Origin of the sequence: Pseudoalteromonas sp. T1lg88 (assembly GCF_002964765.1) — a bacterium.
GTDB lineage: Bacteria > Pseudomonadota > Gammaproteobacteria > Enterobacterales > Alteromonadaceae > Pseudoalteromonas.
This window is the reverse complement of sequence record NZ_PQCF01000032.1, coordinates 187,469-201,717: the sequence shown is the minus strand read 5'-3', so window position 1 is coordinate 201,717 and position 14,249 is coordinate 187,469. Positions and strand designations below refer to the sequence as shown.

The following is a 14,249-nucleotide window of genomic DNA, read 5'->3' as shown; positions in this document are numbered from 1 at the left end:
AATGAAAAAGCTCTACTTATCCTTATTGGCCACGGCGCTGCTGTCTGTGGTACTGCTCAGCTGGTTGATCGATGGCATCGCCAGCAACAACGATGAGCACAATGATTTTAATCAGCAGCAAGCGCTCTTAAGCGGCATGCTTTCCTACCTGGCCAGCTATCCCGCAGAGCAACAACGCCAGCAACTGGCGACGCTTAACAGCCACTTTAACTTGAATATTGGCTATGCCGCCAATAGCGACCTTGCCTTACCCTCACCACTGCGCCAACAGCTTTATCAAGAGCAAGGGCTAACCTTGGCCGATGAGGAGGGCCTTTACTTGGTACGCTCCACGCCACAACTGGCCGACCATCACCTCACCATGCGGTTACCCAAACCGGCCAGCTCTCACCATGATCTACTGCTCACCGTTCTGTTTTACTGCGGCTTTAGCCTGTGCATGTGGTTACCCCTAATACCTCTGACCCGGCGCATTACCACCTTGGCCAATGCCGCGACACGATTTGCCAAGGGCAAACTCGACACCCGCATTGCCAGCAGCCGTTTTAGCTATACACAACAGCTTGAGCGCAGCTTTAACTCCATGGCCGAGCAGATCAATGCGCTGTTGGCGGAGAATAAACTGATGGCATCGAGCCTCTCCCATGATATTCGTACCCCCATCGCCTGTCTGCGCTTTGGCCTTGATGCCGCCATGGACAGCGAAGATGAGCAAAGCAAGCAGGCCTACCTGACGCGCATGGAAAAAGATCTCGATACCATGGAGTCCATGCTTAAGAGCTACCTCAGTTTTGCCGCCCTGCAACAACAGAATATTGAACTAAATTACAGCCGCACCGAGCTTTACCCTTATTTACAAGAAGTAGGTGAGCAGTTACTACCCCAACTAGGCGGCATACAGGTGCACATAGACTGCCCCCATCAGCTGATGGTACAGGCCGACCTGCATTGGTTGGCGCGCTGTATCCATAATATTCTTACCAATGCCCTGCGCTATGCCGACAACCAGATAGTTATCAGCGCCTACACCGAAGCGCAGCAATTACACATCAGCATTGCCGATGATGGCCCAGGCGTCCCAGCGCAAGAGCGCGCGGCTGTGCTTAAGCCCTTTTATCAAAGCGCTAAGCATCGCAATCAAAACGGTTATGGTTTGGGCCTAGCCATTTGCCACAAGGTGATGTTGTGGCATCAGGGCAAGCTGCAGGTGGGTTCATCGGCAAAATTAGGCGGTGCACAATTCACCTTGATACTGCCGATGTAACACAGCGTTTACATCGCTCTAGCCCACAGCACATTGCTAATGTGGCGGCGTCGCCCTAAGACCGGGCATTGCGCCGATAGCATGGAAATTGTTCGTATAGCGCGCTTTACCCCGGCTACAGTGTACTAATTGCCGCTTTGTGCTTTTTATTTCACGTAAATTACAGTAGATTTAGGGCGCAGTTCACCTACAGAGAAATATAATAATATGAGTGCGTCGCGTGGGGAGTTTAGCTCCCGTTTTGGTTTTATAATGGCCGCTGCCGGTTCGGCAGTGGGACTAGGTAATATTTGGGGCTTTCCCACTCAAACCGCCTCCAATGGTGGCGCCGCCTTTGTGCTTGCTTATCTGGTTCTAGCCTTCTGTTTAGCCTATCCCGCATTAATGGCCGAGCTGGTTGTTGGCCGTTATGGTCAGGCCAATGCCGTAAGTTCGCTAAAAAAAGTATCCAAGCATAAGTGGCAACACCCACTGGCATTCTTAGTTGGTTTTGGCGGCATTATCTGTGCCGGCATGATTTTAAGTTTTTATGCCATAGTTGCCGGTTGGATGATCAGTTATACCGCTGAGCCTGTTGCCCAACTGGTGGGTGCTCCAGAGGCAGCAAACTGGCTGACGAGTCAATCCTTAACCCGTAACTTACTCTTTGCTGGCGGCTTTATCGTGCTGACAGTGATGATCATCAGTAAAGGCGTTGAGAATGGTATAGAAAAGTGGTCAAAGCGCTTGATGCCGGCCTTGCTGGGCATTTTATTTGCGTTGATCGCCTATGTAATGAGCCAGGACGGTGCCAGTGAAGGCCTGCGCAATTACCTGCTACCGGACTTTAGCGCCATCTTTGAGCCTACGCTGCTGGTGAGTGCCCTGGGTCAGGCGTTTTTCTCGCTGTCACTGGGTACCAGTGTCATGATCATTTACGGCTCATACATTTCTAAACAAGAAAACCTGGTTACTCTGGGCGCCTCGGTAACCCTTATCGATGTGTTTATCGCCTTCGTTGCCGGTCTACTTATTATTCCGGCCATGTATGTGGCACAGGAGCAAGGGGTACAAATCTTTGACGAAGCGGGTAAGTTACTCTCGGAAGACACACTCGTCTTCCAGGTATTGCCAGCCCTGTTTGATACCATGGGCAGCGCCGGCCTGTTTGTGGGTTTTGCCTTCTTCGCGCTAATGAGTATTGCCGCCCTGACCTCCTCTATTTCCATGTTAGAAGCTCCGGTGTCTTACACGGTAGAGAAATTTGGCCTTGACCGTAAACCGGCGACCTGGACCATAGGCGCCTTCATCGGCTCAATAAGCACCATCATATTGCTTAACTTTGAACAATTGTTTGGTTTAGTGATCGCCATCACCACACGTTTTGGCCAACCGCTACTAGGCTTAATGTGTTGTGTTTTTGTTGGCTGGATCTGGAGCCGTGCATCGCTGCTTAAAGAAATTCAATCCGGCTGCCCAGAAGCCGCTAACAGCTGGTTCTGGAAGATTTGGCCCTGGTACATCAAGTTTGTATGCCCAGTGTGTATCGCCCTGGTGTTTATCAACTCGCTACGTTAATTCAAGGTAATACCGAAAAAGGCCGCACTCGCGGCCTTTTTTATCACCCCTTTTCCTTAAATATGCCTTATAAAACAAGCTAATTGCTCATTGGACGGGATGTACCTATTTTTCTATGCTAGCATCCATTTGCTTTCACATTGAATTAACAAGTACATAACAAGGAAATACACATGAAAGCCATTATGGTTTTTTTATCTACCCTAGTACTTACACTGGGCCTAAGCTCCAATGCTAAGGCTGCAGAGTACGAAATCAACTACCCTAGCGCCAGTTCATCAGTGCCCTACCCGGGCCTGGACCTGAACATGGTAAAAAAGATAAAGGTCAAAACATCGAACTCACTTCATACGCCCGAGCAATCACTGGATGAACTCGAAATTGTTTTCGAAAACGCAACTAACCTAGTCGTTAAAGGCTTTCAAAAAGAATCTAGCTACGGCCCAGATCTATTTAAAGCCATGGTCAACGATGCCTGGGTGTACAGTAAAGTGTTAGTCACCGTATTTGCATCTGACAAAATTAGCGGTGGCAGAAACCTCACTATCGAATTACAGGTCATGGAAATGACCAATGAGCTGAACGAACTAAATTACTCGCATGGCCTGATGATATTCAACGCTCAAGGTATCTTAAATGACGTCACCCCGGTGACGGTCGCCGATATCGAAACCATCAGCTACCAAGATAAAGACATGACCCTCACCTTGTATCAAAGAGCCATGTTTGACGAGTTCAATGGCGAAGGCTTTAAGATAAAGGTTAACTGGATGGGCAACGGAGAAAAAATAATTAACGTCCCTGCACCCATTTCGAGCGAAGAATATTCATTCTTTAAAGCGGCTGATTTGGAGATTCAAACTCAGACATTCCCTGATGGCTTCACTGACCACCAGTTTAGGATCAAGTATCAAGACCCGTTTGGCTACACCCAATACACGCCGTTTGAACCGTTAGCCCCATACATAGATCAGGCTTTCCAAAGCTACCCCTAATCTAAGAGAACACCAATAGTGAAAGCCGGAAGCGGAGCCTAGGCTCCGCTTTTTTTTGCGGTCAAAGAATTAATCCACACGATTTCAATTAAATGCGGGAAAAATGAAGGCCCTAAATCCAGAGGTTTAATACCCGGCTCTTTCATCATTTATAACAGTTCCATATCCTGATGCTCTATGCCGTCTTCTAGATAAGGCTCGCCTTTAGTTTGAAAACCAAAGCCGCGATAAAAGTCGAGCAAATAGGTTTGTGCGCTTAGCACCACGGTGCGCCCGGGACAGTGACTGTGGCACAGGGACAGAGCCTCCTTCATCATCGCCTTAGCAAGGCCCTTTCCACGCCATTGCTTGACGCAAAGCACCCGCCCTATGGCTACCTTTTCCCCTTTACTTATACAACGGGCATAAGCGCATAACTGGCCGTCTTGATACCCCAAAAGATGCAGTGTATCCGCTGCGATATCGGCATCATCCAGTTCAGGGTAAGGACAGTTTTGCTCAACCACAAACACATCAACGCGGGAGCGCATCAGGGTGAAGAGCTCATCAGTGCTTAGCTCATTAAAATGTTTATGCAGCCATAGAATACTCATGGGTTACTCCGACAGTTGCTCTGACAAAAAAGCCCAGCTAGGCCGGGCTTTCGATTAGTTTTTATTAATAACCGAGGGCTATCAGTGAATTAAGCGCTCAAGCTGGTCGCAAATCTGCGATAGATTCACATGATCATGCTCTATGGTGAGGTCGATATAACCGTCAGCACGAAATGCGCGGTCAAGCTCAATCAGCACATGAGTTTTATGGGCCTCAGGTACAAAAGACAGCTCCACTTCCTGAATGCCGAACATACCGCGATTTCCCGGGCGGTATTCCAACTCCTGATAACAACCTGAGGTCGACTGAAAGCTAGGAGCGCGCAGATAACCCTTTTCCACGTCTGCTTTAACCAAGGAAAAGCCTAGCTTATCCATGGCCTGCATACAGGTTTTGACCGCCTCATTAGGATAGATGTGCAGCACATCACGGTCGCTGGCATCAAGGGCCAAATCAATATTCAAACCGGTTTGTATCCACACCTGAGTCTGGTTATAACCGGCACTAAATTCGGTGATCGGCGTTTCCGAATGCAGTCTTGCCTCAAACGGAATACGGTGCTCTTCACCCGGTTGCAGGGTCAGCTTTTCACTCACCCGCCATTTATCAATAACATGGTTGGCAAAGTAGGCACCGTCATCCGCTTCTACTTTGACGCGAGTCATCAATGCCAATTCCAGACCAGAAATATCTTGTTCGACATCACCGCCTTGAATGATGATTTCGGCATGAAATTTTTGTCCAGGGTGCAAAGCTCGGTTTGTAGCACTGTGTCTACTTTAGCCGCACCAATACCAACTGAAGCCAGGATTTTTTTAAACATAACTACTCCTGTTTTAAGATCCTTTTGTCGCATCTTAACCACATTTTTATGACCTTGTCAGTGAAAAGTTTAGGTTAGCGGAAAATAATACCAATTCACTTAAATAGCTAATCATTCTAGCGGGCTAAATATCATGCTAACGGCGTTGGAATTTTTCTATGTAGAATTACATAAGAAAAATTCCGCCTTGTTATCACATCATTTATCCAGCGCTATCTCTGCTCACATACTTAACAGAATTGGTATAATCAAATTTTTGCCCGTAATGGGCTAACGAACTATAAAGTCGCATATTTTCATCAAGCCTGGCTTTCGCTACACTGTTAGCATATTGACTATAAAAAGAAATCTATGGAACTCATCTTTTTCGCCGTTGCTTTTGTTTGCGGTTTCGCCGCCTACCAGGTAAAACTGCCGCCCATGGTAGGCTTTTTAATTGCCGGCTTCGTCTTGCATTTCGCCGGCTATAAAACCACTGAATTACTAAACAGTATTGCCAGTTTGGGGATCACCCTACTGCTTTTTAGTATCGGCCTTAAACTGAAAGTCTCTAGCTTGATGAAGGTACAGGTCTGGGCCCCGGCAACGGCGCATATAGTCCTTAGCACGGCACTGTTTGGCGGCTTTTTACTGCTGCTGGGTATCTTTGCCCTACCGCTGTTTGTGGAATTAAACTGGCAAACCGCCTTATTGCTGGGCTTTGCCTTTAGTTTCTCAAGCACGGTTTTTGCCGTTAAGGTCTTGGAAGACCGCGGTGAAATGGCCAGCCTGCACGGTAAAATTTCCATCGGTATCTTGGTTATGCAGGATATTTTTGCGGTGCTTTTTTTAGTCGCCAGCACCGGCAAGCTACCTAACTATTGGGCTCTTGCCCTGCTGGTATTGTTGCCACTGTTTCGCCCAGTTATGTTTTGGATCCTCAACCGCTCAAAACACGGCGAACTGCTGCCGCTATTCGGTTTTTTCTTCGCCCTGGTCGCGGGTTATCAAGCCTTTGAGTTTGCCGGTATTAAGGGTGATCTGGGCGCATTGATCCTGGGCATGATGTTTGCCAGCCATAAAAAGGCCAGCGAATTAGCCAAGTCCTTATTGAGCTTTAAGGACATCCTGCTCGTCGGCTTTTTCCTCACCATAGGCTTAAACGCCGAGCTAAGCTTTAATGCCCTGGTCGCCGCCTTGCTGATTGTTTCAGTACTCGGGATCAAGGTAGCGCTTTATTATATTTTGACCAATTCAGTGCGCCTGCGCGCCCGTACCTCTTTGCTTAGCGCCTTTACCCTTGCCAATTATAGTGAATTTGGCCTGATAGTCTGCGCCGTTGCCGCCAGCACTGGCTGGGTGTCTTCACAATGGCTGGCGGTTGTGGCTACAGCGGTGGCCATCACCTTTATCATTGCCTCGCCTTTAAATGGCCGTGCCAACGATATCTATGTACGTATGGAAAACTGGCTACTGCGTTTTGAAAGCGATACTCGCCTTGAGGAAGAGTTGCCGGTTAACCTGCACAACACCCGTATTGTGATCTTCGGCATGGGCCGTATAGGAACCGGTGCCTACGAAACCATAGCCAGCAGTTTCCCCGATGCGGTGGCCGGGATCGATATTAAACCGGAAGTGGTAGCTCGCCATGTTAAACGTGGACGCCGCGCCCTGACAGCAGATGCCACGGATCCGGATTTTTGGCAACGGCTGAACCACTCCCAGGTGGAGATGGTTATGTTGGCCATGCCTAAACACAATCAAAATATCTTCGCGCTACAGCAACTCAAGGTCTCGGGCTATCAGGGCCAGGTGACCGCCATTGCCAACTACCCGGATCAACAAAAAGAATTGCGCGAGCTTGGCGTCGACTCTACCTATAACTTCTACCTGGAAGCAGGTAGCGGTTTTGCCGAGCACGTTAAGGAAAAAATCGCCCTTAGCTAACTCTACTCATGTTCACAGGTGATAACTCAGGCTCTTGAGTTATCACCATATTTCTGCGAACTCATCACATCAGCCTGCGCTCATTCTCACCCTATTTACAAAGCTTTACACGGCAACTGGTCATAGCACTAAAAAAAGGAGTACACTTAATTTCCAGGCTGATATAAGTCTCTATTTTTAACACAAAATTTGAGTTCACTTACGCCAGCATTAAGGAAGGTTTTTGCGCAGTACCCAGGTAGGAGGTGGTATGTCCATCAACAAAAAGATGACGACATTACAGGAACCAGATGCACAACAGTTGCAAGACGTGCAGTTACAGCTTGATTCTCTTTAAGATGCGGGGGTGACACCTCAGTACATGCGCTACGTGTTATTCCAGAAGATGCTGGATGTTTATCAGGTGCCTAAAGATCATGCAATGCGTACCAAGAGCACGCCGACGCGTTTAGACGACCCAGATTTAATCGGTAAACTCAAAGAAATGGGTTTTGCCAAAGCCAAAACATATCACTAGTTTATGAGGGCCTATTCCCTCACTTTAATAGGCTGGCAATGCCCGTCGCCAGCCTATTTCCCCCTACTCCACCCTAATTTCACCAATTGCGATTAGCTAGGCTTCTGGCTGTTTTTGCGCCTTGCTCTTGAATCGTTGCGGCACTAAAGTGGCAAAAGAGTCTACAAAGGGCTTGGTATAAATGGCCCAAATAGAATTGTGTCCGGCATCGTATTGACCAACGCCTATATTGATTTTACCCACTTCATCGGCGCGGATCAGGGTGCCAAACAGTCTGTCCCAAATTGCCAGAGCCGAGCCCAGGTTAGTATCAAAATGAGCCGGATTGTCACTGTGATGAATTTGATGTTGGGCCGGGCTAATAAACCATTTTTCCACGCCCTTGCCCCAACTCAGCCAGACATGGGAATGCCGTAGGTTAGAGCCCATGGCATTAAAGGCAAAAACAAAGACGTTGGCACCGAGAATATCGAACATCGACAAGGTATTACCAAAAAGGTAGTAGCACAGCCCTACCACTAGACCTTGCGACAAGGCCATACGACAAGCATAGAGGTAGCTTTCCAGCGGATGCGAGCGATAAATGGTAAAAGGTGTCAGCACCTTAGCGGAATGATGAACCTTATGGTAGTGCCATAAAAAGGGGATCTTATGCAGGGCATAATGCAGAATAAAGCGCGAGAAATCATCGGCCAAAAACAACAAGATGGTAAAGATAACCACCACACTTGTCTCGCTTAACGCAAATGGCCTGGGCTTGCCAAATAGAGCTTCGAGCACCTCGGTGGTGCCCAGAGCCACCGGCACCATGGTCAGAACCACAGGAGCGAAAAGCAAGGCCTTGAGGATACGGTTGTAAATCCAGAGTTGGTAGTCTTGGCGGGCACTGGGGGCCCACCAGATCTTTTTTGCAAACACATAGCGCAAAAAACCACGCGGCGAGGCTTTGCCTTGACGCTTGGCATAAACAAACAGGGCTAATAGCAGGGCCATGATGATATAACCAATAAAAATACGTTTATTGGCATCAAAAAGATAATCAGGCGTTTGTGCAATACTTTGCCAAATTGTCTCGATCATGACCCTTTCCTAAATATACCAATTCACTTAAATAGTTACATACTTAACAGAATTGCTATTAAAACTGATACTTGTAACCAATCGATAAAGTACGTGGCTTGCCAGGGCGAGCCCCGTAAGGACGGCGGCTGATGATCTTATCCTGATCGAACAAATTATCAACCTTGGCATATAAGCGGCCGTATTGACCGAGCTCGTAATGAGCAGCCAGATCCACCACTGTCGTGGCTGGTACTTCTTCCCCGGCCAGAGCCAGTTCAAAGCCCTCATAACCTACACCTGCGGTCTCAGGCATATCGCTGACATACTTAACCAGCATATCCAGCGCCCAATCCTGATGTGCCAAACCAATGCTTAAAGTAGCCTGGTGTGTTGGCAAATAAGGCAGACGATCGCCCTTACGAATATGGCCCCACTGCACGAATTCGGAGAACAGCTCTTCTTTGAATTCGCTTTGCGTGTAGGTGTAAGTCAGACTCATGGGGATATCCAGATGCAGATTCAACGGATAGGTTTGCGCCAATTGCGACTCAACACCCCATACATCCACTTCACCGCCGCTAAATTCACGGTCAAGCTGGCCTTGAGAACCACAGTTTGATTGACCACAGCTTTCGATCAAATTCGAATAATCGTTAAAGAAGCCGATCACTTCAAAGCGGGTCACGCCATCGTTAAAGCGGCCACCGAACTCGTAGTTAACGCTTTTCTCAAAGTCATCTTCACCGGCACGTACGGGAGCCGCAGGGCTCGACGGCACAAAGCCCTGATGCACACCGAATAATAAGCCACTGTCTTCATTCAACTGATAAAAACCGCTGACGCCCGGAAGCCAGATGCGAGTGGTCTTTTGCTGATAGTCATCGGCGAAATCCGGCTTGTCGTTTTGGTACTCCATATCCATCAATTCACCGCGTACGCCCAGGCCCAGAGTAAGCTGGCCTAGTGTCACCTGATCTTCCAGGTAAACCGACCAGGCATCGGTCGATTCGGTATTCTCGGTGGTGAAGTGACGAGTATCGGCAACCTTGGTATTAAAGCCATCCACCATGGCATAGGTGTCTTCAAAATGGTTACGTTCTATTTCGTCCTGATGGAAACGCACCCCAAAGGAGACCTTGTGATCCATGCCAAACAAAGCCGTGCGCCAATTACCATCGACCTGAATACCCTGGGAATAGTATTCGCGATCATTGGTGCCCATGCTTAGGTAATAGGTGGTTTCACCGGCAAGCACGGAGTCACGTTGACCAGTGATCACCTGATACTGCTCTTCATACACATCCGGGCTGGCGAGAATATCGGAGAGGCTGGCACTGGTGTTGCCAACGCCGTTAAGCTTAAGCCAGGCTCGCTCATAATCATTACGATAGACACGCGTGGTCAAATCAAAGTCTTGGCCACTAAGCTGATGGGTGAACATCACCTGGGTGTGCTCTGTATCCATTTGCGCCGGTTGCGACGCCGCATAACGACGGTATGGATTTTGTGCATAATCGCTGTCGGTTAGGCCTAAGTAGGTTTCGTCCGACAATTCATCGGCATAAGAGAGCTTAAGCTCAAAACGCTGATCAAAACGTTCGCCATCAAGCTGATAGTCCAGCTTCACCAAGAAGTCGTCTTTTTCAAAACCAGTGTCGCCGCCGCCATCAAGCTCCTTGAAACCATCGCTTTCTAAGTGCACGCCCTCAACCAAGAAGCCAAAGTTACCCTGACGGTCGCCGTAATAACCATGGGCCTTGTTGTAACCATCGCCGCCCACGGCTAGGTCGATACCACCGGTGGCATAATCAGGCACCTGACGGCTAACCAGGTTTAGGGTACCGGCCACTGTTTGGGGACCATATTTAATGGCCGCAGGGCCTTTAAATACTTCCACCGCGGTCATGCGGGTGGTTACCGGGAAGTAATAGGCAGCCGGCGCCGAATAAGGCGCGGGGCCTATTAATACGCCGTCTTCTAAGATGGTGATCTTCTTACTGCGCTCAGGAGTCACGCCACGAAAGCCGATATTCGGGCGCAGACCAAAGCCGTCTTCTTCACGAATATTGACGCCAGGCACCTGTGACAGGACGCGGTGAATATCATCAAATTCGAACTCTTCCAGTTGTTCTTCACCGATCAAAGTCGCAGAGCCTGCTTCGGTGCGCAGCTTGTCGTGGTGGCTGATAATTTGAATATGCTCAAGGGATTTTTTTTCATCGGCAACTGCGTTAAATCCCAGCGCCGCGATGCTTACGGCTAAGGCTAATTTACTGTAGTTCATGGTCTTCCTTAGTCGTTATCACCGGCAGAAGTAGCCGGAAGCTCAAGAGCAAGTTCGTTAATAAAGTCGTTTTTCAGCTCATCTGTGATGGCTTTCACCTTGGTATGAACGTCACGTACCTGCTGCTCATTGTCGATAAGCGCGCTGGCCAGGCTCGAGTCGATGGCGGCTATCGCTGCCTTGGTCTCGCTAATGGCCAATAACATGCGCTCCTTGGTGGCCGTCGCCTGCTCTTCATCCAGATAATCATCAAAACCCACCAAGGCCTCCTGGCCTTGCTGCTGACCCACTAACAGGGCTTCAAACGCCAAGAGGTTAGCCTGAATATTGGCAAGCGAGCTTTTTGCATCCAGGCTTTCCACGTCCTCGGCACAGGCAGAGGTGCCGCATGAGTTAGGTAAAATACCGATAGGCTCGGCCAGCTTCTTATCCTTGACCATTTCGGTCAGGTAGAACATGGCATCGGAGATATGGTTTAAGGCAACGTGGGCGTTTTCAAACTGAGAGTTAGGCTCACCGGCGTTTTTCAACTGCGCCGCAAAACCGGTGGCGCCTTGCCATTTATTGAGTAACTCCTCGGCGGATACGATCAGGTCGTCTGCGGCGGTAACGGCATATTCGCAGCGCGCCACCTTGCGCTCAAGCTCGGGTAAACTATTCCAGTCGGCCAGCGCCTCGTTGGCGATGCTGCAGTGATGATCGTACTGGGGGTTAAATAGCACATGCTGCAGCGCAAACAAACCGCGGCGAGTGGCGGTGCGGGTGCTGATATCGTAAGGACGGTTAGGGTCCAGATTAATCACTCCATCCTTGTGATAGGCCACATCCTGGTCGATGCCGCAACGGCTGATCGCCGGCCATGAATAGATGCGATTACGCAGCTCACCACTGTTGCTAAGTAGTGGCCCCATTTGCATCACTTCCACCTGCTGCCAGGCACCCATGGTATCTAACCAGGCGTTTTGCGCCGCACTCATCGCCGCTAACGCCTGCTCCGAGCTGCTTTCTATGCTCGCCTGTTCAAGGGCGCAGTAATCGGCAATGGCAGTGCGCTGAGCTTGCGCCTGGGTATAAAACAGGCTGTAAGCCGGTGTAATTACATTATCGACCAGACTAGCAACCAGCGCCGCTTCATCGAAAGTGGTCGGGTTGGTGATCACCCCTTGATCGCCGCCGTTATTAAAGCCTTCGCCCTGTGAGCTTGAAGTGCTCTCGCCACAGCCTACCAGGGCCAGGGTCAAGGCGAGTGCCAGGGTTTTAACGCGAAAATTCGCAGTAATCATATTTCATCCTATTTAGCCAAACTCCCAGTTGCTGGGAGGTGCTGAAAACGACAAAAGGCCAGGCGCGAATATGCTCGCGACTAGCCTTTAAAGTTATTATGTTGGCGTGCTGCCTTGTTTCATTGCTTACCAGTTAGCAACATTGTCGGCGTTAAAGCCGTAAATGCTCTGCAGTAAGTCACGAGCCGCCATTAAGTTGGCCTGATATGCGGCAATGGCTGCAGCATCTGTCACTACCGGCATATCGCCTAGCAGAGTGTGCAACTGGGCAAATTTACCTTCATTAGCCTCGGCATTAAACGGCGAGAATGGGCTGAACTGAAAGTTCATGGCAAAGCCCTTCATTTCCGAGAAATGCTTGGCCAGATTAGCGAAGTCCTCAGCTGTATAACCATCCACAGCAATACCAGCGGCAATCGTGTCTAAGTCAGCGTGAGTCTCGTTGATGTAGTGTACAACGGTAGCAGCAATGGCGTTTTCCCAGTTGGCGACGGCGATATCACGCTGTACTTTTAGGGCATCCATTTGCTCGGCGTTAAGATTAGCGCCTACGTTGTCGTTGATAATCTTACGACCGGCGATAAAGGCATTCATGGCCGCCGCAGAGAAGTCCGTGGTTACCGTGGCGCCACGGTCACGCTTGGCGGCATTGGTCGAGTTACCCCAGTTATATTCTGAGTTAAGGTTGATCTGACCATCGCCAGAATAGTCGTTATACCCTGAGGCGAAGGCCTCGCGACCGCCTTTACCAGCAAGCTCATCATCGCTGTATTCCAGGTAGTTGCGCGCCGCACCGAAGTAACCGAAGCCTTCATCGAAGTGGTGCTCGAGCGTGGTGTACAGATCACCGTTGATGTTATCTACTGAGTCCGTGTTAAAGCCTATGCTTTCTTCTAGGTAGTCATCGGTACCTTGCGAAAACATCAGGGCGCCAAGGGTGTGCTTTTGAATAAGCTGGTTTAAATCTAAGCCCGATTCAGTGATATAAAGCTTGGTGATGCTGTTGCCATCAGGGTCGACCAGCATTTCACCATCATTGTATTTATCGATATTGGCGGCCAATAGATCAAAGTAATGGAAGATCAAACCTTCAGGCGTCTTTGCTTGTGTGCCGAAATCATTCCAACCCAGGAAGTTACCTTCTTCCTGCCAGGCTTTGTGCATTTTAGATGGATCGTTGCCCGCCACTTTCGCGCTCAACTCTTTGCCCGAAGAGGAAATATCCGCAAATGAGTGCTGTACGGTGTCGATATCACCAAGGAAGCTTAGGCTGTCATCCTTTACTACCTCGTATGAACCGTCAACGTCACCCCAAAGAGCATGCAAACGCGCTTTTACCATGGCACCCGTAAGGCTATTAGTAGTTACATAATCACTTGTTAGCTGACCAATGTAATGTTTAATTTCAGCCGAGAGTGCGTGGCGAGCGATCTGGCCGCTGTAAGATACCGAAGAACCAGCACCCAGTTTAGAAGCAAACTCATAGATGTTTACGCCATCTTGAGCGTCAACATCGTCAACGCTGATGGTCAATTCTTTGCTAAAGGTTAAGCCACCTGCGTCTGTTACCGTCACTGTCACCTTGGCATCGCTTTGCTGCTCAAAGTTAAGGGCGATGCCCTCTTTTAGCTTTAGCGTGGTGCCATCAACAATTTCAAACAGGGCTTCATCGGCCGCGAGTTTGAAGGTTAAACCCGATGTGCTGTCATCCGTTGCGTTTAGTGTCCCTACCACAAAACCTACCTGGTCATCATTGACCAAGCTTGCTGAAACAGCAATATCTGTAGGAGCTTTGTTTACCGGTGGAGGAGTCGTGCCCTCGTTATCCGAGCCAGAGCCACCGCCACATGCGGTCAGGCCTAAGGTTGCTGCTAGTACAGCGGTAGTCAGTAGAGATTTGCGCAAGTTCATGTTGTCATCCCAAGGTAGATAATAATCATTCTT

At 49.1% G+C, this 14,249-nt stretch carries 10 protein-coding genes and 1 pseudogene; 5 read left to right on the top strand and 6 right to left on the bottom strand.

Annotated features, from left to right (window positions below; translation table 11 throughout):
* The first annotated feature begins 1 nt into the window (after position 1).
* The 3 genes from C2M34_RS12525 (at position 2) to C2M34_RS12515 (ending at position 3,816) form a co-directional block, all read left to right on the top strand.
* Entirely contained in the window at positions 2-1,264 is a 1,263-nt protein-coding gene (locus C2M34_RS12525) for an ATP-binding protein (RefSeq protein ID WP_105213016.1), read from the top strand.
* A 207-nt stretch (positions 1,265-1,471) separates the two neighbouring features.
* Positions 1,472-2,821: a sodium-dependent transporter gene (locus tag C2M34_RS12520; RefSeq protein ID WP_105201045.1), complete on the top strand. Its 1,350-nt coding sequence runs from the start codon at positions 1,472-1,474 to the stop codon at positions 2,819-2,821.
* 173 nt (positions 2,822-2,994) lie between these two features.
* Positions 2,995-3,816, top strand: coding sequence for a hypothetical protein (locus C2M34_RS12515; protein WP_105258974.1), 822 nt, complete (start codon positions 2,995-2,997; stop codon positions 3,814-3,816).
* 149 nt (positions 3,817-3,965) lie between these two features.
* On the opposite strand, the gene C2M34_RS12510 is transcribed toward C2M34_RS12515, so the two are convergent.
* Both C2M34_RS12510 and C2M34_RS12505 read right to left on the bottom strand, forming a co-directional pair.
* On the bottom strand, positions 3,966-4,409 hold the full coding sequence (locus C2M34_RS12510; RefSeq protein ID WP_105258973.1) for a GNAT family N-acetyltransferase: 444 nt from the start codon (positions 4,407-4,409) through the stop codon (positions 3,966-3,968).
* A gap of 81 nt (positions 4,410-4,490) precedes the next feature.
* Positions 4,491-5,233, bottom strand: a pseudogene (locus C2M34_RS12505) (sporulation protein).
* A gap of 351 nt (positions 5,234-5,584) precedes the next feature.
* Here C2M34_RS12505 and C2M34_RS12500 point away from each other — a divergent pair.
* Together C2M34_RS12500 and C2M34_RS15730 are read left to right on the top strand one after the other, a co-directional pair.
* Positions 5,585-7,159 carry a cation:proton antiporter family protein gene (locus C2M34_RS12500; protein ID WP_105213019.1) on the top strand — a complete coding sequence of 525 codons (1,575 nt, stop codon included), beginning with the start codon at positions 5,585-5,587 and terminating at the stop codon, positions 7,157-7,159.
* Between the two features lie 346 nt (positions 7,160-7,505).
* On the top strand, positions 7,506-7,676 hold the full coding sequence (locus tag C2M34_RS15730) for a hypothetical protein (protein ID WP_158681445.1): 171 nt from the start codon (positions 7,506-7,508) through the stop codon (positions 7,674-7,676).
* Positions 7,677-7,772: 96 nt separating this feature from the next.
* On the opposite strand, the gene C2M34_RS12495 is transcribed toward C2M34_RS15730, so the two are convergent.
* The 4 genes from C2M34_RS12495 to C2M34_RS12480 all read right to left on the bottom strand — a co-directional run bounded on the left by C2M34_RS12495 (position 7,773) and on the right by C2M34_RS12480 (position 14,216).
* Positions 7,773-8,756: a sterol desaturase family protein gene (locus tag C2M34_RS12495; RefSeq protein ID WP_105258972.1), complete on the bottom strand. Its 984-nt coding sequence runs from the start codon at positions 8,754-8,756 to the stop codon at positions 7,773-7,775.
* Between the two features lie 58 nt (positions 8,757-8,814).
* On the bottom strand, positions 8,815-11,022 hold the full coding sequence (locus C2M34_RS12490) for a TonB-dependent receptor family protein (protein WP_105201039.1): 2,208 nt from the start codon (positions 11,020-11,022) through the stop codon (positions 8,815-8,817).
* A gap of 8 nt (positions 11,023-11,030) precedes the next feature.
* Complete coding sequence (locus tag C2M34_RS12485) at positions 11,031-12,305, bottom strand: imelysin family protein (RefSeq protein WP_105258971.1); 1,275 nt, start codon at positions 12,303-12,305, stop codon at positions 11,031-11,033.
* Between the two features lie 126 nt (positions 12,306-12,431).
* Complete coding sequence (locus C2M34_RS12480) at positions 12,432-14,216, bottom strand: DUF4856 domain-containing protein (protein ID WP_105258970.1); 1,785 nt, start codon at positions 14,214-14,216, stop codon at positions 12,432-12,434.
* Between the last annotated feature and the right edge of the window lie 33 nt (positions 14,217-14,249).